Source organism: Streptomyces reniochalinae (genome assembly GCF_003323735.1).
Classification (GTDB): domain Bacteria; phylum Actinomycetota; class Actinomycetes; order Streptomycetales; family Streptomycetaceae; genus Streptomyces; species Streptomyces reniochalinae.
On the sequence record NZ_QOIM01000036.1, the window covers coordinates 225,344 to 244,823 of the forward strand.

The window sequence follows — 19,480 nt, forward strand, 5'->3', positions numbered from 1 at the left end:
GGCAACGCCGGCGCCCGGGCGCCCGGGCCGACGCTCGTGTGGGCGTGTGCCAGGCTGGCGCCATGGAACGCGCTCCCGTGGAGATGATCACGCCCGAGCCGACGCGCGAGGTCCGGGTCGCGCTCTCCACCCAGTCCTGGCTCGACCTGTCGTTCCTGCACTGGGCCGTCGATCCGGCGGATGTGGCGCCGCTGCTTCCTGCCGGGACCGTCCCCGACACCCACGACGGGCGCGCCTACGTCGGTCTGGTGGCGTTCCGCATGCACCGGGTCGGCTGGTTCGGGCTGCCGGGTGTTCCGTACTTCGGCACCTTTCCCGAGACCAACGTCCGCCTCTACTCGGTGGACCGGCAGGGCCGGCGCGGCGTGGTCTTCCGCTCGCTGGAGGCCTCGCGGCTGCTGCCGGTGGCCGTCGCGCGCCTCGCTTTCCGGCTGCCGTACGTCTGGGCGAGGATGTCGGTCCGGCGTGACGCGGACACCGTCAGCTATGTCAGCAGCCGGCGCCGGCCAGGGCCACGCGGGCTCGGTTGCCGGATCAGGGTGCGGGTCGGTGAGCGGATCGGGGAGCCGAGCGCCCTCGAACACTTCCTGACCGCCCGCTGGGGCATGCACAACAGCTTCTTCGGCCGGCCGGTGTACATGCCCAACGCCCACCCGCGCTGGCCGCTGCACCGCGCTGAGCTCCTGGAGTGCCGGGACGAGTTGGTGGCCGCGGCCGGGGTTCCTCCACCCGCGGGGCCGCCGGTGAGCGTGCTGTACTCGCCCGGCGTGCCGGTCCGCTTCGGCCGCCCCGCCCGCCCGGGCGGCCTGCCCACCCCGTGACGGGCCCTGCCTGAGCCAGGGGCCTAGGGAGTGTCTTCAAAGTAGCGGCGTCCGCCCGGAGGGCGGGCCTGGCGGTGTCTGGTGCGTGCGCTCGCAAGGCGGAGGAGGGAGTCCCTGCGTGGGGGCACCTCCCGGGGCGAGCGAAGCCGAGCCCTGGGGGAAGCGGCGACCGACGACAACGCCGCGAGCGTGCGTGCCAGGCGCCGCCAGGCAGGCGGGACTTTGAAGACACGACCTAGGCAGGGCCTTCGAGCTGTTCGATGCCGTGGTTGAACTCGGCCAGCAGCCTGAGGAACTGCTGGGTCTTCTCCTCGGTCCACTCCGCCGCCTCGATGAGCCGGGCGGCCCCCGCGCGGCTGATCGCCTGTCACCTCACACCAGCCACCGCGCCCGGGGATCTCCCTCTCGGCCCGGGGGCCGTCGCCCGCCCGGACGGCCCCCGCGGCGTATAGCCGGTACGCCGATGTGCTGCGCACTCACGAGTCGGGACCCTGCTGTCCGCGCTCGCGCCTGCTGCCCGTATGCGCGTGAGCTGCCCCCGCCATAGGCGCGGCGGGCAGGGCTCCGGTCGTGCAGCTGCCGGTGACGTGCCCCTTGTGCGGCACGCGCGTCGCCGTGCCCCTGGGGCGCTTCGGAGACCCTGACCGTGACGTCGCCCCCATCGTGGCCTTCCTCGCGAGCGACGACGCCCGGTACATGACGGGGCAGACCGTCATGGCCGACGGGGGTTCCGTCAGGCTGCGCTGACCGCAGCGGGCTGGTTCCGGTCAGGGGCGCCGGGGCGCTCGTCCAGGCATGCGGTTCGAAGCGCACGGCCCACTTCGTGAACCTTTTCGCGCTCCGGACCATCTGACTGTCCAAGGGGCGGGACGCCGGCCGGAGTCCGGCGCCGTAGGGCGCGTGGGAGAGAGGGTGACCAGGGAGTGACGGTGGTGGGAGAACAGCGTCCGGGGGAGAGCGCGGGCGGGCGGGCCGAACGGGCCGGGGGTGTCCGGCGGAGGTGCGGCACGCGGGCATGCCTCGCCGCGGTCGTCGGTGTGGGACTGGCTGTGGCCTCACTGACGGGGTGCGGTTCCCACGACGAGGGCCCCAAGAAGATGAGCGGAGGAGCGGCGCCCGTGCCGGGCGATCCCGCCGAGAGCGCCTCGAACAAGGAGAACACCTCACCGCCGCCGTCGCAGAGCGGGAAGAGCAGCGGGACGGACGACTCCTCCGGCGAATCCCGGTCGTCGTCCGGCAGCGGCGGGCACGGTCCCCCTTCGCCTTCGAAGATGTCGACGTGTCGCACCTCGGATCTGCGTATCTCGGCGAAGGACCAGGGCGAGGCCCGCGAGGGGGTGGGCTCGATCCTCATCACGTTCGCGAACACCGGTGGTGATTGCCGGATGTCCGGATTCCCGGGCGTCGATCTCAAGACCAACTACGGCACGCAATCGGTGGACCGCAACAAGCAAGAGGTGGGGACGGCGTTCACCCTCACAGCGGGGAAGACGGCCACCGCCAGCGTCGTCTATCCGGTCAACGACACCGGCGGCTCGGGTGTGCACGGCACCGCGCTCGTGGTGACCCCTCCCAACGAGACGCACTCCGCCACAGCCCCCGTCGTCGTCAACCTGCCAGTGAGCAACGCGTCCGAGGGGACCCTGGAAGTCACCCCGGTCTTCGAAGAGCACTGACCAGCGCGGCCTTCGAGGTGCTAGCGATCTGTGTCACGTCACCTCTTCGCCGGTTCGTCCGGGGCCGGTCGGCGATCGGCGGCCGGCCACAGGAGAGCGAGGGCAACGGCCGCGGGATCTTCCGCGACGCACCGAACGAGCGCACGTAGAGTGCAGGCGTGATTGCTGTGGCAAGTTCCTGATAGGGAGGGTTCATGACCATCAACCGAGCCTTTGCCAACATCCTCTCCGACGATCTGGCCGGAACACGGGACTTCTTCGTCGATCTCCTCGGTTTCACGGTGGCGTTCGACAGCGACTGGTTCGTCAACCTGCAAGCGCCCGACAACCCGCTGAACGAACTGGGGATCTGGCGCCGTGAGCACGAGTTGGTCCCGGTGGCGTACCGGGGCAGAGCCCAGGGTGCCGTCCTGACCTTCGTGGTGGACGACGTGGAAGCGGTGTACGCACGGGCGGTGGCGGCCGGCACGAGAATCGTCGAACCGCCGCGCGACACCTTCTACGGGCAGCGCAGCATGTTGGTCGAAGACCCCAACGGACAGGTGATCGACGTGTCGACACCCGGAACGCCGTCCCCCGAGTTCCTCGCGGAGATGCGCGAGAAGTACGGCAGCTGAACGCGCGCCCCCGCGCGAGGGGCCGCTCGCCCCGAGCACACAGCGGCCCGCCGGCCGGCCCCGGTGCGCGTCATCCGCGCCTTGCCCGCGTGTTCTTCGCGTCCCACACCTGGGAGCGGTTGAGCGACTGCGGGCAGTGCAGGTAGATCTCGTCGATCTCGACCAGCAGCGCGAGCCGGGGGCGTCGGCCCTTGACGGCCATCGCGTCGAAGAACGGCGCGTCCTTGAGGACGCGGGCGCGGCCGTTGACGCGCAGTACCTCGGCGGAGCCGGGGACGAGGAAGACCAGACCGGCGTGCGGGTTCTCCAGGATGTTGTGGAAGCTGTCTCCCCGGCGGTTGCCGGGGAGATCGGGCAGCGCCAGCGTGCCGCGGTCCAGTGCCCGGGCGAACCCGGCCTGACCGCCTCGCGGTGAGGCGTCGCAGTTGCCGGCCGCGTCGGAGGTGGCGAGGATGCCGAAGGGTGAACGCGCCAGTATGCCCAGGTCGGCGTCGGTGAGCCGCTGGTGCACCTTGTCGACCACCACCGGGTGCGGCTGCCCGAGGATCTCGCGCAGCTCCCCGGCGGAGTCGACCGGCACGAAGCCGGTGCGGTCCGCGGTCTGTGGCGGCCGCTCGCCGCCGACCGCGCTGCCGGTGCCGTTCGCATCGATGGTGTCAGCGGCGGTGGCGTAGCCGGTATCGGTGGCCGGTATGGGGCTGGGCACGTGCGGACTCCAGGTGTGGGTCTGCGGGAGGCGGCGCTGCGCCGCCCGGACAGGTCGTGGACGGATGGTGGGGTTCGGCTGCCTTCGGCGGCCGGCCGCTCCTGTCGCTTCCTACCGTCGGCTGCGGACGAGGAGATGGAGGAAGTAGGGGGTTCCGACGACGGCCGTCATGAGGCCGGCGCCGAGCTGCGCGGGGGCGATGACCGTACGGCCCAGCAGGTCCGCCACGGCGACGAGGACGGCGCCCAGGAGCATGGCCACCGGCACACTCCGCACATGCCGGCGCCCCACCAGGGCGCGGGACGCGTGGGGTGCCACCAGCCCTACGAAGCCGATGGTTCCGGCGGCCGCGACGGCGGTGGCGCTCAGCAAGACGGCGGCCGCGAGGAAGCCGAGCCTGCTCCGCGCCAGGGAGAGGCCCAGGAGCCTCGGGGTGTCCTCGTCGAGTGAGACGAGGTCGAGTTCCTTGCGTCGTGCGACCGCCACGGCCGCGCCGGCGGTGAGGACGACGGCGAGGGGCAGCACGTCGGTCGCGGTGCGCCCGTAGGTCGACCCCGACAGCCAGGTCAGCGCCTTCGTCGCGTTGAAGGGATCGGTCAGGACGACGAGCAGGCTGGTGAGCGCGGTCGTTCCGGATGCCACTCCGATGCCCACCAGGACGAGACGGTTGTGCTGGAACCCGCCGCGCGCGGCGAGGCCGAAGACGAGCAGCGCGGTGGCCGAGGCGCCGGCGAACGCGGCGCCGGCGATGCCCCACGAGCCGGCCCCGTGCACCGTCGTGACGACGAGAACGGCGCCCAGCGCCGCCCCGCCGGAGACACCGAGCACGCCGGGTTCCGCGAGGGGGTTGCGGGTCACGGCCTGCACCAGCGTGCCGGCCAACGCGAGTGCGGCCCCCGCCAGGAGCGCGGCGAGCACCCGCGGTACCCGGGTGTCGAGGACGAACCCGGTGGCCTGGCCCGCCTGCCCCCGCACCCAGTTCGCGACGTCTCCGAGCAGCAGTTTGGCGTCGCCGAGCAGCACGGCGGCGACCGTCACGCCGACCAGCACGGCCACGAGTACGACTACGGTCGTCACGAACGCGGTCCTGCTCGGTGTGCGCAGCCTGTCGGCCTCGGCCGCGCCGCCTGTGTCCCGCATGCGCAGGGCCATCGTGACGAGGAAGACGGCACCGACCACGCTGGTGACCGCGCCCGTGGGTACCGCGACCGCGGGCTGGGAGCCGGCCACTGCCCGCAACAGCACGTCGGAGCCGAGGACGAGCGCCGCGCCGGCCAGACCGGCCACGGGGATGGTCAGCCGCGCCCGGGTGAAGGGCCGGTGAAGACGCCCGAGCGGACGCACGAGCGCCGGGGCGCACAGCCCGACGAATCCGATCGGACCGGCGAGTGTCACGGCCGCCGCGGACAGCAGCGCGGCCAGTGCGACCACCGTGAAGCGGGTGCTCTTGACCCGGACGCCGAGGCCGCGAGCGGCGTCGTCCCCCAGGCCCAGCACGTCGACGCGGCGGGCGAGGAGCAGCAGCCCGACGAGCCCGAGCAGGGCGACGGGTGCCATCTGTGCCACACCGTCCGCCCCGTTCTGGGCGATGGCGCCGTGGCTCCACTGGTAGAGGCCCTCCGTCCGTTCGGGGAAGAGCAGCAGCAGGCCCTCGGTCACGGAGGTGACGCCGAGCGCGAGGGCGCTGCCCGCCAGCACGAGCCGTACCGTTCCCGTGCCGGGGCCCGACAGACCCAGCACGACGGCGGCCGCGACGAGACCACCGGCGAAGGCCACAGCGGAGGAGGCCAGGAACGGTACCGACACGCCGGTGGCCGCGAGCAGCCCGAGGCCCAGGTACGCGCCGGCGTTCACGGCGAGGGTGTCGGGGGAGGCGAGCACGTTGCGGCTCACGGCCTGCAACGCGGCGCCCGCGGCGCCGAGACCGACGCCGACCAGAAGCCCTGCGGCCATCCGCGGCAGGCGCGAGGCGACGACGACGGCGGCGTCCGACTGCCCGGCGCGCCCGGTGAGCGCCTTGACCACCTCGCGCGGGCCGACGGCGGCCGTGCCCTGGGTGAGGTCGACGACGGCGAGGACGGCGACCAGGAGCACGAGTGCGGCCGTCACCGCGACCGCGCCCGTCGTGGCCGGCCTGGACCCGGCCGTGGTGGTGCTGGAGGCTGTTGCGGTGGCGGCCATGGCGCTACTTCTCGAGGGCGTCGACGAGGGCGTCGGCGTAGGCCCCCATCGAGGCGTGGCCGCCGAACATCCAGATGCCGGTCGGCAGCCGGTGCAGGTCGCCGGCCTTCACGAAGGGCAGCGACTTCCAGGTTCTGTTGCCTGCCAGGTCCTTGGCGAACGGGTCGCGGCTGTCCTGCTCGTCGGCGATGTAGGCGAACTGGACGTCCCCGAGGTCCGTGAGCCCTTCCACGTCGGTGCTGGCGAGCCCGTAGTTCTTGTCGCCCTTGGCCTTCCAGGCGTTCTTCAGGCCCAGTTTCTCGTTGACGGCTCCGATGAGGGACCGCCGGGTGTAGGGGCGGATCGTGACCTGGTTGGAGGCGACGTAGCCGTCGGCGAAGGCGACCTCCGTCCCGTCCTGTCCGGCGTCCTCAAGGGCCTTCCGGCCTGCGGCGAGCTTCGCCGCGAACCGCTTCTTGACGGTGCCGGCCCGCTTCTCCCGGCCGGTGGCCTCGGCGATGAGGTCCAGGTTCTCGTTCATCTGTCCGAGCTGGTCGGACGCGTCGGCGGAGCGCACCTCCACGACCGGGGCGATCTTCCGCAGCTGCTTGACGGCGGAGTCGGGCAGATCGGTGGTGGCCACGACGAGGTCAGGGGCGAGGGAGGCGATCGTGTCCATGCTCGGCTCACCGCGCGTGCCGATGTCCTTGGGGCTGTTGGTCAGCTCAGCCGCGGTGTTCCACGTCTTGTAGCCCTTGACGTCGGCGACGCCTACGGGCTCGACGCCGAGCGAGAGGAGGTTCTCGACGACGTTCCACTCGGTGCCGACGACCTTCTTGGCAGGACCGTCGAGAGTGACTTTGGCACCGGTCGCGTCGGTGAGGGCGATGCGGCCGGATTTCGCGTCCGCACCGGTGGAGGCGGACTCGGTCGTCCCGCAGCCGGCCAGGACGACGGCCGCTGTGGCGGCGGCGAACGCGGTGATCACAGGGCGTCTCATGGGATGGTGCTGAGCCTTTCGCTTCGCATGTGGTGCCGGCCGACGGCGCGGGTCCGCAGCCGGCCGGTCAGGGGGTCGGTGTCGACGTCGACGCGGATGCCGTACGCCTCGGTCAGGCGCTGCGGCGTCAGGACGTCGGCCGGGACACCTTCGGCGGTGACCCGCCCCGCGTGGAGCAGGGCGATCCGGTCGGCGACGGCTGCCGCCTGGTCGAGGTCGTGCAGGACGACACCCACCGAGATCGCGTGGTCGTCGGCCAGGTCGCGGATCAGGTCGAGGAGTTCGACCTGGTATCTCAGGTCGAGATAGGTCGTCGGCTCGTCGAGAAGAAGCACACCCGTCTGCTGGGCGAGGCAGCTCGCGAGCCATACGCGCTGTAGCTGACCGCCCGACAGGTGCTCGGCCCCCCGCCGAGCCAGGTCCTCGACGCCCGTCATGCGCAGTGCGCGGTCCACAGCGGCGCTCCCGTCGGGGTCCTGTCCGCCCCAGCGGCCCCGGTAGGGGTAGCGGCCGAACTCGACGAGGTCGCGGACGGTGAGGCCGCTGGGCGTGGGGCGGCCCTGCGTGAGCAGCGCGACGCGGCGTGCGAACTCGCGCGAGGTGAGGGCCAGGCCGTCCGTTTCCCCGTCGAGGGTCAGCGTGCAGCTGCGTGCGCGCTGTAGGCGCGCGAGGGTACGCAGCAGCGTCGACTTCCCGCTCCCGTTCGGGCCGACGAGCGCGGTGACGCGGCCGGGACGGAGGGTGAGGGCGGCCTCGTGCACGACATCGACATCGTCGTACGCCACGGTCACACCTTCGGCTGCCAGACCGTGCCCGCGTGGTCGCGGGGCATCGGCGGCGTGTTCACCAACGCTCATGCATGCAGGTTAGCCTAACCTAAGTAACTCGCCGAGGGGTGGGTCGGCACAGGCCGCTGGAGGCCGGGGCCGGGCCGGGGGCCGGGGGAGAGCAGCCGGGTCAGATCACGCGGAAGAGGTCGGCGGCGGCGTGGACGTCGGTGAGGTCCTCGACGGAACGGAGGTTGTCGCACAGGGCCTCGAGGACCGAGCCGGCTCCGGCGGCGTCCGGCGCGCCGATCGCCACGCCGAAGACACGGAAGCCCAGCAGCCGCTTGGCCTCGTTCCAGCCGCGCATCCACCCCTCGGTGACCTCGCACTCGTCGTCGGTGAGCATGACGATGTCGCCGCGCTTGCGTGCGGAGTCGTTGTACTCCTCCTCCAGCAGCTCACTGGCCGCGCTCAGGGGTCTCTCGTAGCTGGTGCCGCCGCCGAGGAAGGCCTCCGCGAAGTCGAGCACCTGCGCGATCCCGGCGGGCCGGTCGGCCGGGAAGCGGTGGACCCGGAGCTTGTCGGCGGCGGAGAACAGAATGCCGACGAAGTCGCGCTCGGCGTGGCGGGCCTGATCCAGCAGCGCCAGCGCGCAGGCCTTGGCCCACGCCTCCCGGGTGACTCCGCCGGGACCCGCCTCGTACATGGAGTGCGAGGTGTCCACACACGCGATGACGGCGCCCCGGCCCGCGGTCTCCTCGTCCTGGCTGTCGTAGAGCATCAGCTCCCCTGCTGCGTAGCGCGCGGCGAACACCGCGCGCAGCTCGGGCACGCCCAGGTTGGCCAACTCGGAGGGGATGACCCGGGAAAGGTCGTCGCCGAGCGTGACGCCGACGAGCTGACCAGTGGCGCTCTCCACCTTGCGGGCGCGTTCACCGCCGGCCATCTGCCGGAAACGGCCGATCAGCTCGGCCCACTGCGCGAGGCGGCTGGTGCGCAGCCGGTCGGCGAGGCGGGCACGCTCGTCGAACGACACCCGCTCCAACTCGCCGGCGCCGACGCCCCATGCCCGCACCAGCGCGGTCTCCTCCCGCACGGTCGCGGCCGCCTCCGCCGCCGCGCTCCGCGCCGCGGAACCGATACCGGGGGCCGCCGCCGTGAGGCTGCGGTCGGCGTGATGGGCGGCCCGCTGCGCGTCGGCCTCCGCGGCCTCGGCGGTCTCGATCGCCTCGTCCACGGCGTCGGCGGCCGCGCTTGGAACCGTGCCGTCCCCGTCCGCCTGCTCCGCGGCTCGTCGGAGCGCCTCGGCCACGGCCTTCGCCGCACCGGCGGCGTCCCGCTGGGTCCTCCTCGCACGCTCCGATCGTGCCCGCGCCTGACCGGAACGCTCCAGCATCAGGCGCAGGACCGGGGCCTGGGCGAGTACGGCCACGGCGGAGACGTAGGGATCGCCGCACGTCTCCCGGCGCAGCTCGGCCCACTCAGGCGACTCCGCCAGCTCGCCGATGATCCGGTGGTTGACCAGGTGGGAAGGGTGCATCGTGGCGCGCTCACGCAACCGCGGATCGAGCTGGTAGGCGGCCAGGAACACGTCGGCCAGCAGCTCGTCGGTGCGCTCGTGGTGGCCGGCCAGCTCCTCGGCCAGTTCGCGCAGTGCGGCCGACTGCGCGCAGGTGTCGCGCCAGGCGAGCAGGTCGAACCGGTCCGCGACCAGGGCCGAGGTGTGCCGCTCGGGTGCGGCGGCGGACAGCCCCAGCCACTTCGCGGACCGGCCGGTCAGCGCGTCGAGTCCCTGCCGTGCCGTGTCCATCGCGGCTGCCTCCCGGTGTTCAGAGCTGGGACTGCACCATGCTCGCGTCCATCCCGAGGGCCTCGGTGAGAACCCGGACGCGGACCGCGCGCTGGCGCCCGGTGACCCGGTCGATGGCAGCGGTGGAACGCCCGGCGCCCGCCGCCTCCTCGCGCAGCTTCTCCAGCCTCCTCCCGGCCGTGGCGAGCTTGTTGTGGGCCTTCGTAATGACCCACTCGCTCAGCGCCTCACGAGACTGTCCGGCCATGGCATCGAGCTGGGCCTCCAGCTCGTCCATGGTGTCGGCCAGGTCCAGCGCCTCCTTGGCGTCCGGATTGACCAGCTGGAGCACCTCGCGCTCGACCGTCGGGCGTTGGGCGGGGGAGTCCCACAGCACGTGGGTGAGCACCGACAGGTCGGTCTCGGCGACCGCCGGACGTCCGTCGAGATACGCGGACGCCTGGAGAAGGCCGACCGACTGGCGCCAGCGGCGGTCGGAGGCGACCAGCTCCTTGTGGCGCAGCGCGGCCCGCAGCGTACACACCGCGTCCACGATCACGTCGGGTACCTCGACCGCCGGAACGGCTTCCGCCACGGCCTGTCGCAGCGCGGCCAACCCGACCGTCGTACGCGCCGGTGGTGCCGGGCGGCTGACGGCGGAGCGGACCAGCGCGGCGAAGTTCGAGGGGTCCGACAGGTAACCGACCTCGATCCGCACCAGCAGCCGGTCGTAGATCGCGGCCAGATCCTCCCCGCTGGGCAGCTCGTTGCTCGCCGTGATGGCCCCGATCAAGGGACAGGAGACCGGTGCGCCGCCGTTCTCGGGATGGTAGATCCGCTCGTTCAGGTAGCCCAACGTCTCGTTCAGCGCCGCCGCTGAGCACTTGAATATCTCGTCTATGAACGCGACGTGCGCGGTCGTGGCCCGGCCGTCGTAGACCTGACGGTACTCGCCCCGGGTCAGCGCGGCGACGTCGATGGGCCCGAACATCCGCGTCGGGGAAGTGAACTTGGACAGGAGGATCTCCCAGTAGGACGCCCCCTCGATCCTGCCCGTGAGCTCCCGGGCCATCTCGGACTTGGCCGTTCCCGGCGGGCCGAGCACCAACGAGTGCTGCCCGGCCAGCAGCGTCACCACCAGCGTCCGCACCACGTCGTCCCGCTCGTAGAAACGGTCCGACAACTCGTCGCTGATCGCCCGCAGCTTCCGTGCCGTGTCGCGTGGGTCCTGCGTGTCTTGCGGGTCCTGCGCGTCCGGCGCGCCCATGTGCAGCTCCTTGCCTGTGTCGCCGCCCTGCCTGCCGGGCCGACGAGGTGGCCCATCCCCCGGAGCCACGACGAAGTGACGAGTTGCCGCGGGCGGTAGCGGTGACGCCGGGCTGGTCGTCTGAAACGAATCTTTGCCCGAGTAAGATAACGCGGGCACCGGGGGAGCCGCCGGGCATCGAGCAGCTCGTACAACGCGGCGCCACATAGTTGTCGTCTCGTACGCGTTGCCTCGTCCGTGTGCCGAGCACTTGTTGCCGCGCACGTGTGAGCCGCCCGCTCTTCCGGACGTCGCGCCCCCCGTCCCTGGTCTCCGACAGCAGGCGGGAACACAGCTCGGCGGGGCCCACCGCCTGTGTGGTGGCCGACCGCACCCGATTGCCGCATTCGAGGTCGGCATGTGCAGTACGCCCGCCGCGACGCGAGCCCTCACCGGGTATGCGGTCTGTATGAGTTCCGAACCACCGCCCCTGCTCGCCCTGGACCTGGCCGGCACGTTCGCTTTCGGGCTCAACGGAGCGCTGACAGCGGTGCGCGCCGCACGCCTGGACGTGGTCGGAGTGATCGTCCTCGGCATGATGACAGCGCTGGGCGGAGGCGTCCTGCGCGATGTCCTTCTCGACTCGCTGCCACCCGCCACCCTCCGCGACTGGCGGTACTACACGCTCGCCGCCGCAGGCGGCCTGATCGCCTTCGCCCTCAGCAAGCACCTGCACCGGCTGGAGACACCGATCAACATCCTCGACGCGGTCGGACTGAGCGCGTTCGCCGTCATCGGCGCGGGCAAAGCCCTCGATTTCGGGCTGGCCCCCGCACCGGCGATTCTGCTGGGCGTGCTCACCGCGGTAGGCGGCGGCACCCTCCGTGACACGCTCGTCCGCCGGATCCCCTCGGTGCTCAGCAGCGGCCTGTACGCCGTCCCCGCCCTCGTGGGCGCCGCGCTCACCGTCCTCACCGTCCGAACGGGGGTCTACGGTCTGCCGGCCGCACTGGGCGCCGCCCTGACCTGCTTCCTCATCCGCATGCTCGGCCTCCGCTTCAGCCTCAACGCCCCCGAACCACCCGAGACATCCGGCCGCCCGAACCCACCTCACGGCGGTACGTAGATGGGCCGGGCCGGGCGTGTCAGCTCGCAGGCAGGACCGTCTGGGTCTGGGTGGTCTGGGCGACCAGGCGGTGTTCGTCGTCGTGCAGATCGGTCTGCACGACGACGAGCGTGCGGCCCATGTGCAGCGGGCGGGACGTGGCGTGGACGGTGCCGCCCCGTACCGCACGGAAGAAGTTCGTCTTCGACTCGATCGTCGAGGTGCTCGCACCCGGCGGCAGGTTGAGGTAGGCGCAGGCGGCGCCCGCAGCGTCGGCCAGGGACATCAGCGCGCCGCCGTGCAGTGCCCCGCCGACCGTGCACAGGTCCGCCTCCCACGCGAGGCTGCCGGTGACGCGCTGAGGGGCGGCCTCGTCGAGGGTGATGCCGAGCCGGGAGGCGTAGGGCATGGCGGCGGCGAGCTCGGCGGGTCGAGGCGTCGTCATGGTGCCACCCCTGCGTCGAAGGCATCGAGGACGGCCAGGCTGTCCTCGCAGACGCGGTGGCGGGTGATCAGGCCGTGCGCCACGGTCGGGTGCGGGGCGAACCTGGCGCGGTAGGAGTCCGTGCCGCGGGCGGTCTGGCGGATCTCACCCAGTACGACGGCGTCGTTTCCGTCCACCAGGGTGCGTTCGGTCCGGGTGTCGGCCCGCTCGGGTGCGTGTTCCTCGGCCAGCGAGCGGAAGTGGTCGGCGACATCGGCCCGGCTGGAGCGTGGGCGGATCCACGGGAGGATGTCCCTGCCATGCCGGGACTCCGGCCGGCTGAGCTTCCAGTCGGCGTGCTCGGCGTACAGCTCGGCGATGCGCTCGGGGTCGCCCTCGCCGATGCGTCGCAGGAGCTGGTTCACGAGGGTGCGGGTGTCCGCGGTCATGGGATTCCGTTCACTGAGGAGGGGTCGGGCCACGGAGCGCCGCTGCCGTCGCGGCGTCCGCCGGGAAGAACGATTCGATGGCGAGCTCGGCGGTCGTCACCTCCAGTGGGGTGCCGAACGTGGCGACGGTGCTGAAGAAGGCGAGTTCGCCACCGCCGTGGCGGAGCCGCAGTGGCACGAAGATGTCCGCGGGACCGGGGAACTCGACGTCGGGCTCCGGCTCGGTGCAGGGGTAGGCCACCAGCTCGTCGTGCAACTCACGCAGGGTGTCATCGAGGCCGGTGGCGATCTGGCGGCGCAGGCGGCCCAGCAGGTGGGCTCGCCACTGCCCGAGGTTGGCGATGTGCGGTGCCAGGCCGTCCGGGTGCAGTGAGACGCGGAGTGCGTTGGCCGGCTGGTTCAGCAGCTCGGGTGCCACCTTGCCGGTGAACAGGGCGAGGCTCGCGTTGCTGTCCACGATGTTCCAGGCCCGGTCGACGACGGTCGCGGGGTACGGCTCGTGGCCTTCCAGCACCTGCCGCACGGCTGTACGTACGGCTGTCATACGTGGCGCGTCGAGCGGGCTCTCCGTATACGCCGGCGCGTAACCGGCAGCCAGCAGGAGTTGGTTGCGCATGCGCAGCGGCACGTCCAGCTCTTCGGCCAGGCGCAGCACCATGGAGCTGCTGGGCTGCGAGCGGCCGGTCTCGACGAAGCTGAGGTGCCGTGCCGAGGTCTGTGCGCGCACAGACAGCTCGAGTTGACTCAGCCGCCGTCGCCGGCGCCACGCGCGTAGCAGAGGTCCGACCCGTGGGGGTGCTGCGGTTGCCATGGGGGAGACGTTAAGCGGGTCCCTGATCCGGCGCCATTACCTCTGAGGTAAGAGACGCGAGGGCCCTCATCGGCGCGGCCTCATCGGCGAGACCCTCATCGGCGCGGGGGAAGCTGATGCAACTCCACGGCGGCCACGTGCCCGGCCCGCACCTCGACGGTCATGTACGTGCAGTGCGGCTGGCGCCGCCGGTCCGTCGGCGAGCCAGGGTTGAGCAGACGCAGCCGTCCGTCCTCCGTCGTGGTGTCCCACGGAATGTGGCTGTGTCCGAAGACCAGGACGTCCAGGTCGGGGAAGCCGGCGGCGCACCGGCGCTCCCGGCCCCGCGCCCCACCGGTCTCGTGGACGACGCCGAAGCGCAGCCCCTCCAGCCGCGCGTACGCCACTTCCGGCAGCCGGGCCCGCAGCTCGGCGCCGTCATTGTTGCCGTACACACCGATCAGCCGGCGCGCACGCGACTCCAGCAGGTCGAGGGTGGCCGTGTCCACCCAGTCGCCCGCGTGCAGGACGACATCGGCGCGCGGGACCTCGGCCAGCAGCTGCTCGGGCAGCCGCTTGGCCCGCTTGGGCAGGTGGGTGTCGGACATGAGCAGGAGTCGCACCCCGCGACCGTAGTGGACGGCGGGGCCTGGCCGTGCGGCGTACCCCGCGAGCGCGTGTTGCGCCTGCGCCGGCTGCGCGTCGACGGCTCCCGCCGCGGATTCCGGGGTGCGCGCTCGCACCGGACGCAGCCGCATGGCGGCATGCTGAGCTGCCGGCCGACGACAGGACGCGGGGCTCTCCCACGGCCTCGGCACACCACCAGGCGGGCCCTGGGGCACGGACAAAAGGTGTGGCCCGGTTGCTTGTTGCTCGGTACGGTCGCGGCCATGACGAAGGCGTGGGATACGGGGCGGATGGTTCGAGGCGTGGGCATGGGCGAGGTGGCCGGGCCCGTGCGGCTTCCGCGACGGACCGCGTCCGTCGCCGATGGCCTGGAAGTGACCAAGCGACTCGACCGGTGAAGAGCGGGCCTGTGCCCACCGTCCCGACGGCCGGCAAGACGGGACGATCCTGGCCCCTGCTGCTCGTCCTGTGCGGCACGATCTTCCTCGAGGGCAGCGACGTCGCCATGCTGGCCGTCGCCGTCCCCACCATCCGCGCCGACCTCGGCCTGACCACCGCGTCAGCGGCGTGGGTGATGAGTGGCTACGTCCTCGGCTACGCCGGTTTCACCCTGCTCGGAGGCCGCGCCGCCGATCTGCTGGGCAGGCGGCGGATGTTCCTCACCTGGCTGGGCGTCTTTCTCGTCTTCTCCATGCTGGGTGGTTTCGCGATCAACGGTTGGGTGCTGGTCGTGGCCCGGTTCGTCACCGGAGTGGCGGCGGCCTTCATGACCCCCGCCGCCATGTCGATCATCACGACCTCGTACCCGGAGGGACCGCAGCGTGACCAGGCCCTGCTCGTCTTCGCCGGCGTCGGCGCCGGCGGCTTCTCGCTGGGTCTCGTCATCGGCGGACTGCTGACCGAACTCGGCTGGCGCTGGGTGTTCTTCGCTCCCGTGTTCCTGGCGGGAGCCATCCTGCTCGCGGCGCTCAGGCTGCTGCCTGCCGAGCCCCGCCCCGAGCCCGCGCCGCGCGGTCACGACTTGTTCGGCGCGGCCAGCGCCGCCGCGGCGATGCTGCTGCTCGCCTACGGCATCGTCAGGCTCGAACACCGCGGCGAAGGGCTCGGGCTGACCCTCGGCGCGCTCGCCGCCGGGATGGCGCTGGTGGCGGCGTTCACCGTGATCGAACGGCGCGCCAAGGCGCCGCTCGTCCGACTGGGGATCTTCCGCAGGGCCGCGATGGTGCGGGCCGACGTCGGCGCGCTGCTCTTTGTGGGCGCGTTCTTCGGCTTCCAGTTCGTCGTCACGCTCTACCTTCAGGAGCTGCGCGGCTGGTCCTCCCTGCGCACGGCGATCGCGCTGCTCTCCATGGGCTGCGACGTCGTACTGGCGCCCGCCCTCACCCCGCGGCTGGTGAACCGCTACGGCAACAGCCGGGTGGTCTTCGGTGGCTTCCTGCTGGCGATCGTGGCCTACGGGCTCTTCCTGCCGGTCGACAGGGACTGGTCATACGCGGCGATGTTCCCGAGCCTGATCATCGCGGGTACTGCCTTCGCCCTCGCCTACGGTCCGCTTACCATCGCGGCGACCGACAGCGTGACCGAAGAGGAACACGGCCTGGCGAGCGGACTGCTGTACACATTCACCCAGTTCGGCTCGGCGGTCGGGATCTCCACGGTGACCGCGGTGTACGGGATCGCCGCGCTCGGCGGCGACGGCTCACCGGACGCGGTACTGGACGCCTACCGCACCTCTCTCGTGGTCCCGGTGGTCATGGTGCTGCTGGGAGCGGCGGTTTCCGCTCTCGGTCTGCGCAATGGTGCCAGGCGCACCGCCCGGCACGAAGCCGCGGCCCCCGTGACCCGAGACGGGGCCGACGACGGCTCTCCGGGCCACGGCCGACGACGCCCCACACCGAATCCGTAGCGCACGCCCCGTACCGAGCGCAGGCCGCGCCGGTACCTCCGTATGGTGCCGCATCAGGCCCCGCGCGCCCTGAGCTGTGCCGCGCTGGAAGTCGGGTGCGAGACGTCGCGTCCACGGCCATGATGGGGGTCATGACCGTGTACGTCGACGATCCTGCCCGGCTCGGTGAGAGCCGTCTGCCCGATGGACGGTTGCTCGCTTGGGCCGAGTGGGGGCCGTCGGACGGGGTGCCCGTCGTGTTGTGCCCGGGTGCGGCGACGAGCCGGTGGCTCGGCTTCGGTGCGGGGGTCGTGGAAGCGCTCGGAGTGCGTCTCGTCTGTGTGGACCGCCCCGGACTCGGCGCCTCAACACCTGCGCCCGGCCGCACTCTCTCCGACTTCGCCGAGGACGTTCGGCGCCTCTGCGTGCTGCGGGGGCTGGGGCACCCGGCTGTGGTCGGCAACTCACAAGGCGCGCCGTTCGCTCTCGCCTGCGCCGCGGAGGGAGTCGCCTCGGCACTGGCTGTCGTCTCCGGCGCCGACGAGGTCGCCGCGCCGGAGCACGCTGCTTCTCTGGCGGCGGAGCTGCGTGGCCTGGTCGAGCGGACCGCGTGCGACCCGGCCGGCGCCGAGGAGTTCTTCGGCGGCTTCACCGCGCATGCCATGTGGGACATGATCATGGCCGGGAGCCCTGGGTGCGACCTGGCCGTGTATCGGGATCCTGATTTCGCGCATGCCTACCGCAGGGCCCTGGAGGAGGGTTTCGGCCAAGGCGCCGCTGGCTATGCCCGCGACACGGTCCTGGCCATGGGGCGGTGGCCGCTCGCCCTGGAGCGGATCGCTGTCCCGGCCGATATCTGGTACGGCGAACGGGACACCGGCCACTCGCCCGACAACGGGGCACTGCTTGCCACCCGTGTCCCCGGCGCGCATCACCGTGTCGTACCGGGGATCGGCGGCGCCCTGCTGTGGACACATGCCGAGCCGATTCTCACTTCACTTCTCGGGAAGGCCACGACCGACCGGTAGACGACCGGTTCCCGGACTGTTCGGTTAGCTCGAAAGCGCGGCGCTCTCGATGTCGGCGAGGTGGGCGGCGAGGATCTCTTCGAACGCGGCGCGGCGGTCCGCCCCGAGGGGGCGGATGTCGCGGGCGAAGTGCGCCAGGGCCGGGAAGCGTTCGGGGTCGGCGCCCAGTACCGCGACGCGGAAGTGCTCCATGCCCTGTTCGTGTTCCTCTGCGGTGAGGGAGCCGGCTCCGGCCTCGGAGGCGATCAACGCGGCGATGAGGACCGCGATCCGGTGGTAGCGCGAGGGGATCTCCTCATCCGGCAGCCCCGACGCCCGCAGTGCCCCCAGCACCTCTTCCATGACCAGCCGGGATCCGGCGCCGCCCGATGCGTAGCGCCCCCAGACGGCGGCGAGTTGGGGCTGGCGGCCGAAGGCCTCTCGCACGCGGAGGGCCAGCGCTGTGATGCGCTGCTTCCAGTCGCCCTCGGGGCGGTAGCCGTCCATGGCGGTCGCGAGGATGCGGTCGGCGACCGCCCGCAACAGCTCGGTCTTGCTGCGGAAATGCCGGTAGAGGCTCGAGGAGTCGGTCCCGAGCGTCGCGGCGAGTCTGCGCACGCTGAACGACTCGGCGTCGCTCGTGCGCAGCAGCTCCGCCGCCGCGTTGAGGATCTCCTCGGTCGACCAGCGCCTTCTGCCTGCCATCCCGCTCCCGTCGTCGAACCTCGTCGCGTCTCATCGCCGGGTCTCAGTCTACCCTTTGCACTTGGTGTTGCACGCACCGCGTGCATAATGAGGACATGAGTGGGCCGAGGTGTTCGGCAGGCGATCCCGCGTGCCGCTCGTGCCCCTGTGGCCCGGGGCCAGGTGACCCTGCGGAGTCCACCTCGGGAACGACGAAAGGACGCACGTTGTGAGGAACGCACCGGATCCCGCCGAGCCCGGCAACGCCCTCGGTACCACCCTCGACAAGGCCCTCGGCGGCGCCCTCGACAAGGCCCTCGACAACGTCCACCGCGCCGGTATGCCGGGCCTGTTCGCCGAGGTGCGCGACGGCGACCGGGTGTGGCGCGGCGCCGCCGGGGTGGCCGATGTCGCCACGGCTCGCCCCGTCACCGCCGACATGCGGCACCGCGTCGGCAGCATCACCAAGACCTTCACCGCCGCCGCGGTCCTCCAGCAGGTCGAGAGCGGCCGGATCGGTCTCGACACCCCGATCGGCCGGTACCTTCCGCGGTTGGTCCCCGGAGCGCGGGGTGAGGCGATCACCGTCCGGATGCTGCTCAACCACACCAGCGGCCTCGCCGAATACCTTCCCTACGCCTACCCTTCCCTCAGGGCCTTCCCCGCCCTTGCGGAGACCGGGCCCCAGAGCCTGGACGACCACAGGTTCACGCGTTTCCGCGCCACCGACCTGATCGAATGGGGGGTCACCGCGCCTGCTGTCGGCGCCCCCGGCAGCACACCGGGCGTGTATTCCAACACCAACTACCTGCTCCTCGGCGTGCTGCTGGAGCAGGTGACGGGCACCACGGCGGAGCGGTGCATCGCCCGGAACGTGATCGAGCGGGCCGGGCTCGGGCATACCGGATTCCCCGCAGGCCCGTACGTGCACGGGCCGCACTCGCGGCTCTACGAGGCGTGGTTCGGCATGATCGACCCGCCGCGCGACTACAGCGTCTTCGACATGTCGTGGGTGGGGCCGACCGCTTCGCTGATATCGACCGTCACGGACCTCAACCGCTTCTTCGGCCTGCTGATGTCCGGCGAGATCGTCACCCCGTCGTCGCTGGAGGAGATGCGCCGCACGGTCCCTGTCGTCTCCCAGGAGGGGAAGACGATCGACTACGGGCTCGGCCTGCATCCGGCTGAGACGTCGGGGAACGGCACCTTCTGGGGGCACGGCGGCACGGTCTGGGGCGGTGGGGCACTGGCCATGACCCGTGCCGACGGGAAGCGGCAGTTGGCCCTCGCGGTGAACTCGCAGAGGTGGAACGCGCTCGATCCCTCGGGCAGGCCGCGGCCCCACCCCATCGACGACGCGCTCGCCGCTTTCCACCACGTGGCGATGCACGGCTGACACCGCTGACCGGGGGAGTCGCCACCGCCCCGGTCGGCTGGCCGGGGCGCGTGGACGCCGCGCGGACTCAGCGGCCCGCCCCGCTGCCCGGGCCGGCGTCCGCACCGGCGCGTGCCTCACCCCAGTCTCTACCGCGGAAGCGGGACAGCCGGTGGCCGGAGTACGACCCGGCTGACGAGGGGCTTCCCGAGCAGCCCCCGGCGCCGGAGAGAGAGCGTCACGCGAGCGTACCGGCCGGGGGGCGGCGGGCGATCGGCGCGGGAAGCCCTCAGTTCGGGCTTCGGACTCTTGACAGCGATGGCCCCGCGACGGTCGCCTGAGCCTCTGCGGC

Annotated in this window: 20 protein-coding genes; 9 read left to right on the top strand and 11 right to left on the bottom strand. The window is 72.0% G+C overall.

Annotated elements, in window-relative coordinates:
• The first annotated feature begins 62 nt into the window (after positions 1 to 62).
• From DQ392_RS17195 to DQ392_RS17215, 4 genes are all read left to right on the top strand, one after another.
• A complete protein-coding gene (locus tag DQ392_RS17195; RefSeq protein ID WP_114016502.1) occupies positions 63 to 821 on the top strand; it encodes a YqjF family protein in 759 nt (252 codons plus the stop codon).
• A 582-nt stretch (positions 822 to 1,403) separates the two neighbouring features.
• Complete coding sequence (locus DQ392_RS17205) at positions 1,404 to 1,568, top strand: SDR family oxidoreductase (RefSeq protein WP_342774951.1); 165 nt, start codon at positions 1,404 to 1,406, stop codon at positions 1,566 to 1,568.
• Positions 1,569 to 1,870: 302 nt separating this feature from the next.
• Complete coding sequence (locus DQ392_RS17210) at positions 1,871 to 2,497, top strand: DUF4232 domain-containing protein (RefSeq protein WP_147266535.1); 627 nt, start codon at positions 1,871 to 1,873, stop codon at positions 2,495 to 2,497.
• Positions 2,498 to 2,691: 194 nt separating this feature from the next.
• Positions 2,692 to 3,114 (top strand): VOC family protein, encoded by a 423-nt coding sequence (locus tag DQ392_RS17215; RefSeq protein WP_181856460.1) that lies wholly within the window; start codon positions 2,692 to 2,694, stop codon positions 3,112 to 3,114.
• Between the two features lie 70 nt (positions 3,115 to 3,184).
• Here DQ392_RS17215 and DQ392_RS17220 read toward each other — a convergent pair whose 3' ends face one another.
• From DQ392_RS17220 to DQ392_RS17245, 6 genes are all read right to left on the bottom strand, one after another.
• On the bottom strand, positions 3,185 to 3,694 hold the full coding sequence (locus DQ392_RS17220; RefSeq protein WP_245981617.1) for an MSMEG_1061 family FMN-dependent PPOX-type flavoprotein: 510 nt from the start codon (positions 3,692 to 3,694) through the stop codon (positions 3,185 to 3,187).
• Positions 3,695 to 3,931: 237 nt separating this feature from the next.
• Complete coding sequence (locus DQ392_RS17225) at positions 3,932 to 6,001, bottom strand: iron ABC transporter permease (protein WP_114016504.1); 2,070 nt, start codon at positions 5,999 to 6,001, stop codon at positions 3,932 to 3,934.
• A 4-nt stretch (positions 6,002 to 6,005) separates the two neighbouring features.
• Positions 6,006 to 6,980 carry an iron-siderophore ABC transporter substrate-binding protein gene (locus DQ392_RS17230; protein ID WP_114016505.1) on the bottom strand — a complete coding sequence of 325 codons (975 nt, stop codon included), beginning with the start codon at positions 6,978 to 6,980 and terminating at the stop codon, positions 6,006 to 6,008.
• Positions 6,977 to 7,837: an ABC transporter ATP-binding protein gene (locus tag DQ392_RS17235; RefSeq protein WP_114016506.1), complete on the bottom strand. Its 861-nt coding sequence runs from the start codon at positions 7,835 to 7,837 to the stop codon at positions 6,977 to 6,979. The genes DQ392_RS17230 and DQ392_RS17235 overlap by 4 nt, the downstream gene beginning before the upstream one ends.
• Before the next feature lie 100 nt (positions 7,838 to 7,937).
• Positions 7,938 to 9,557 (bottom strand): VWA domain-containing protein, encoded by a 1,620-nt coding sequence (locus DQ392_RS17240; RefSeq protein ID WP_114016507.1) that lies wholly within the window; start codon positions 9,555 to 9,557, stop codon positions 7,938 to 7,940.
• Between the two features lie 19 nt (positions 9,558 to 9,576).
• Complete coding sequence (locus DQ392_RS17245; protein WP_114016508.1) at positions 9,577 to 10,803, bottom strand: AAA family ATPase; 1,227 nt, start codon at positions 10,801 to 10,803, stop codon at positions 9,577 to 9,579.
• 448 nt (positions 10,804 to 11,251) lie between these two features.
• Here DQ392_RS17245 and DQ392_RS17250 point away from each other — a divergent pair, with 448 nt between their 5' ends.
• Positions 11,252 to 11,908, top strand: coding sequence for a trimeric intracellular cation channel family protein (locus DQ392_RS17250; RefSeq protein ID WP_114016509.1), 657 nt, complete (start codon positions 11,252 to 11,254; stop codon positions 11,906 to 11,908).
• Between the two features lie 19 nt (positions 11,909 to 11,927).
• Here DQ392_RS17250 and DQ392_RS17255 read toward each other — a convergent pair whose 3' ends face one another.
• From DQ392_RS17255 to DQ392_RS17270, 4 genes are all read right to left on the bottom strand, one after another.
• The gene (locus tag DQ392_RS17255; RefSeq protein ID WP_114016510.1) at positions 11,928 to 12,332 is read right to left on the bottom strand and encodes a PaaI family thioesterase; all 405 of its coding nucleotides are present in this window, start codon (positions 12,330 to 12,332) and stop codon (positions 11,928 to 11,930) included.
• On the bottom strand, positions 12,329 to 12,760 hold the full coding sequence (locus DQ392_RS17260) for a nuclear transport factor 2 family protein (RefSeq protein ID WP_114016511.1): 432 nt from the start codon (positions 12,758 to 12,760) through the stop codon (positions 12,329 to 12,331). Before DQ392_RS17260 ends, DQ392_RS17255 begins: the two co-directional genes overlap by 4 nt.
• 10 nt (positions 12,761 to 12,770) lie before the next feature.
• Positions 12,771 to 13,571 carry a helix-turn-helix domain-containing protein gene (locus DQ392_RS17265; protein ID WP_114016512.1) on the bottom strand — a complete coding sequence of 267 codons (801 nt, stop codon included), beginning with the start codon at positions 13,569 to 13,571 and terminating at the stop codon, positions 12,771 to 12,773.
• Between the two features lie 95 nt (positions 13,572 to 13,666).
• Entirely contained in the window at positions 13,667 to 14,173 is a 507-nt protein-coding gene (locus tag DQ392_RS17270) for a metallophosphoesterase family protein (protein ID WP_114016606.1), read from the bottom strand.
• A gap of 267 nt (positions 14,174 to 14,440) precedes the next feature.
• Between DQ392_RS17270 and DQ392_RS35865 the strand changes: the two genes are divergently transcribed.
• The 3 genes from DQ392_RS35865 (at position 14,441) to DQ392_RS17280 (ending at position 17,090) form a co-directional block, all read left to right on the top strand.
• Entirely contained in the window at positions 14,441 to 14,575 is a 135-nt protein-coding gene (locus DQ392_RS35865; RefSeq protein WP_281273007.1) for a hypothetical protein, read from the top strand.
• 11 nt (positions 14,576 to 14,586) lie between these two features.
• On the top strand, positions 14,587 to 16,083 hold the full coding sequence (locus DQ392_RS17275; RefSeq protein ID WP_245981585.1) for an MFS transporter: 1,497 nt from the start codon (positions 14,587 to 14,589) through the stop codon (positions 16,081 to 16,083).
• A 131-nt stretch (positions 16,084 to 16,214) separates the two neighbouring features.
• On the top strand, positions 16,215 to 17,090 hold the full coding sequence (locus tag DQ392_RS17280; RefSeq protein WP_220182632.1) for an alpha/beta fold hydrolase: 876 nt from the start codon (positions 16,215 to 16,217) through the stop codon (positions 17,088 to 17,090).
• 24 nt (positions 17,091 to 17,114) lie between these two features.
• Here the strand turns inward: DQ392_RS17280 and DQ392_RS17285 are convergent, their stop codons facing one another.
• Complete coding sequence (locus DQ392_RS17285; protein WP_114016513.1) at positions 17,115 to 17,774, bottom strand: TetR/AcrR family transcriptional regulator; 660 nt, start codon at positions 17,772 to 17,774, stop codon at positions 17,115 to 17,117.
• A gap of 319 nt (positions 17,775 to 18,093) precedes the next feature.
• Here DQ392_RS17285 and DQ392_RS17290 point away from each other — a divergent pair, with 319 nt between their 5' ends.
• Positions 18,094 to 19,149 (top strand): serine hydrolase domain-containing protein, encoded by a 1,056-nt coding sequence (locus DQ392_RS17290; RefSeq protein WP_114016609.1) that lies wholly within the window; start codon positions 18,094 to 18,096, stop codon positions 19,147 to 19,149.
• The last annotated feature ends 331 nt before the right edge of the window (positions 19,150 to 19,480 follow it).

Excerpts from the sequence above, each read along its gene's own strand:
- DQ392_RS17250 (WP_114016509.1), top strand. The coding sequence starts at position 11,252 with ATGAGTTCCGAACCACCGCCCCTGCTCGCCCTGGACCTGGCCGGCACG.
- DQ392_RS17240 (WP_114016507.1), bottom strand. The coding sequence starts at position 9,557 with ATGGACACGGCACGGCAGGGACTCGACGCGCTGACCGGCCGGTCCGCG.
- DQ392_RS17225 (WP_114016504.1), bottom strand. The coding sequence starts at position 6,001 with ATGGCCGCCACCGCAACAGCCTCCAGCACCACCACGGCCGGGTCCAGG.
- DQ392_RS17260 (WP_114016511.1), bottom strand. The coding sequence starts at position 12,760 with ATGACCGCGGACACCCGCACCCTCGTGAACCAGCTCCTGCGACGCATC.
- DQ392_RS17290 (WP_114016609.1), top strand. The coding sequence starts at position 18,094 with ATGCCGGGCCTGTTCGCCGAGGTGCGCGACGGCGACCGGGTGTGGCGC.
- DQ392_RS17265 (WP_114016512.1), bottom strand. The coding sequence starts at position 13,571 with ATGGCAACCGCAGCACCCCCACGGGTCGGACCTCTGCTACGCGCGTGG.
- DQ392_RS17245 (WP_114016508.1), bottom strand. The coding sequence starts at position 10,803 with ATGGGCGCGCCGGACGCGCAGGACCCGCAAGACACGCAGGACCCACGC.
- DQ392_RS17285 (WP_114016513.1), bottom strand. The coding sequence starts at position 17,774 with ATGGCAGGCAGAAGGCGCTGGTCGACCGAGGAGATCCTCAACGCGGCG.
- DQ392_RS17280 (WP_220182632.1), top strand. The coding sequence starts at position 16,215 with ATGACCGTGTACGTCGACGATCCTGCCCGGCTCGGTGAGAGCCGTCTG.
- DQ392_RS17255 (WP_114016510.1), bottom strand. The coding sequence starts at position 12,332 with ATGACGACGCCTCGACCCGCCGAGCTCGCCGCCGCCATGCCCTACGCC.
- DQ392_RS17195 (WP_114016502.1), top strand. The coding sequence starts at position 63 with ATGGAACGCGCTCCCGTGGAGATGATCACGCCCGAGCCGACGCGCGAG.
- DQ392_RS17215 (WP_181856460.1), top strand. The coding sequence starts at position 2,692 with ATGACCATCAACCGAGCCTTTGCCAACATCCTCTCCGACGATCTGGCC.
- DQ392_RS35865 (WP_281273007.1), top strand. The coding sequence starts at position 14,441 with ATGACGAAGGCGTGGGATACGGGGCGGATGGTTCGAGGCGTGGGCATG.
- DQ392_RS17230 (WP_114016505.1), bottom strand. The coding sequence starts at position 6,980 with ATGAGACGCCCTGTGATCACCGCGTTCGCCGCCGCCACAGCGGCCGTC.
- DQ392_RS17235 (WP_114016506.1), bottom strand. The coding sequence starts at position 7,837 with ATGAGCGTTGGTGAACACGCCGCCGATGCCCCGCGACCACGCGGGCAC.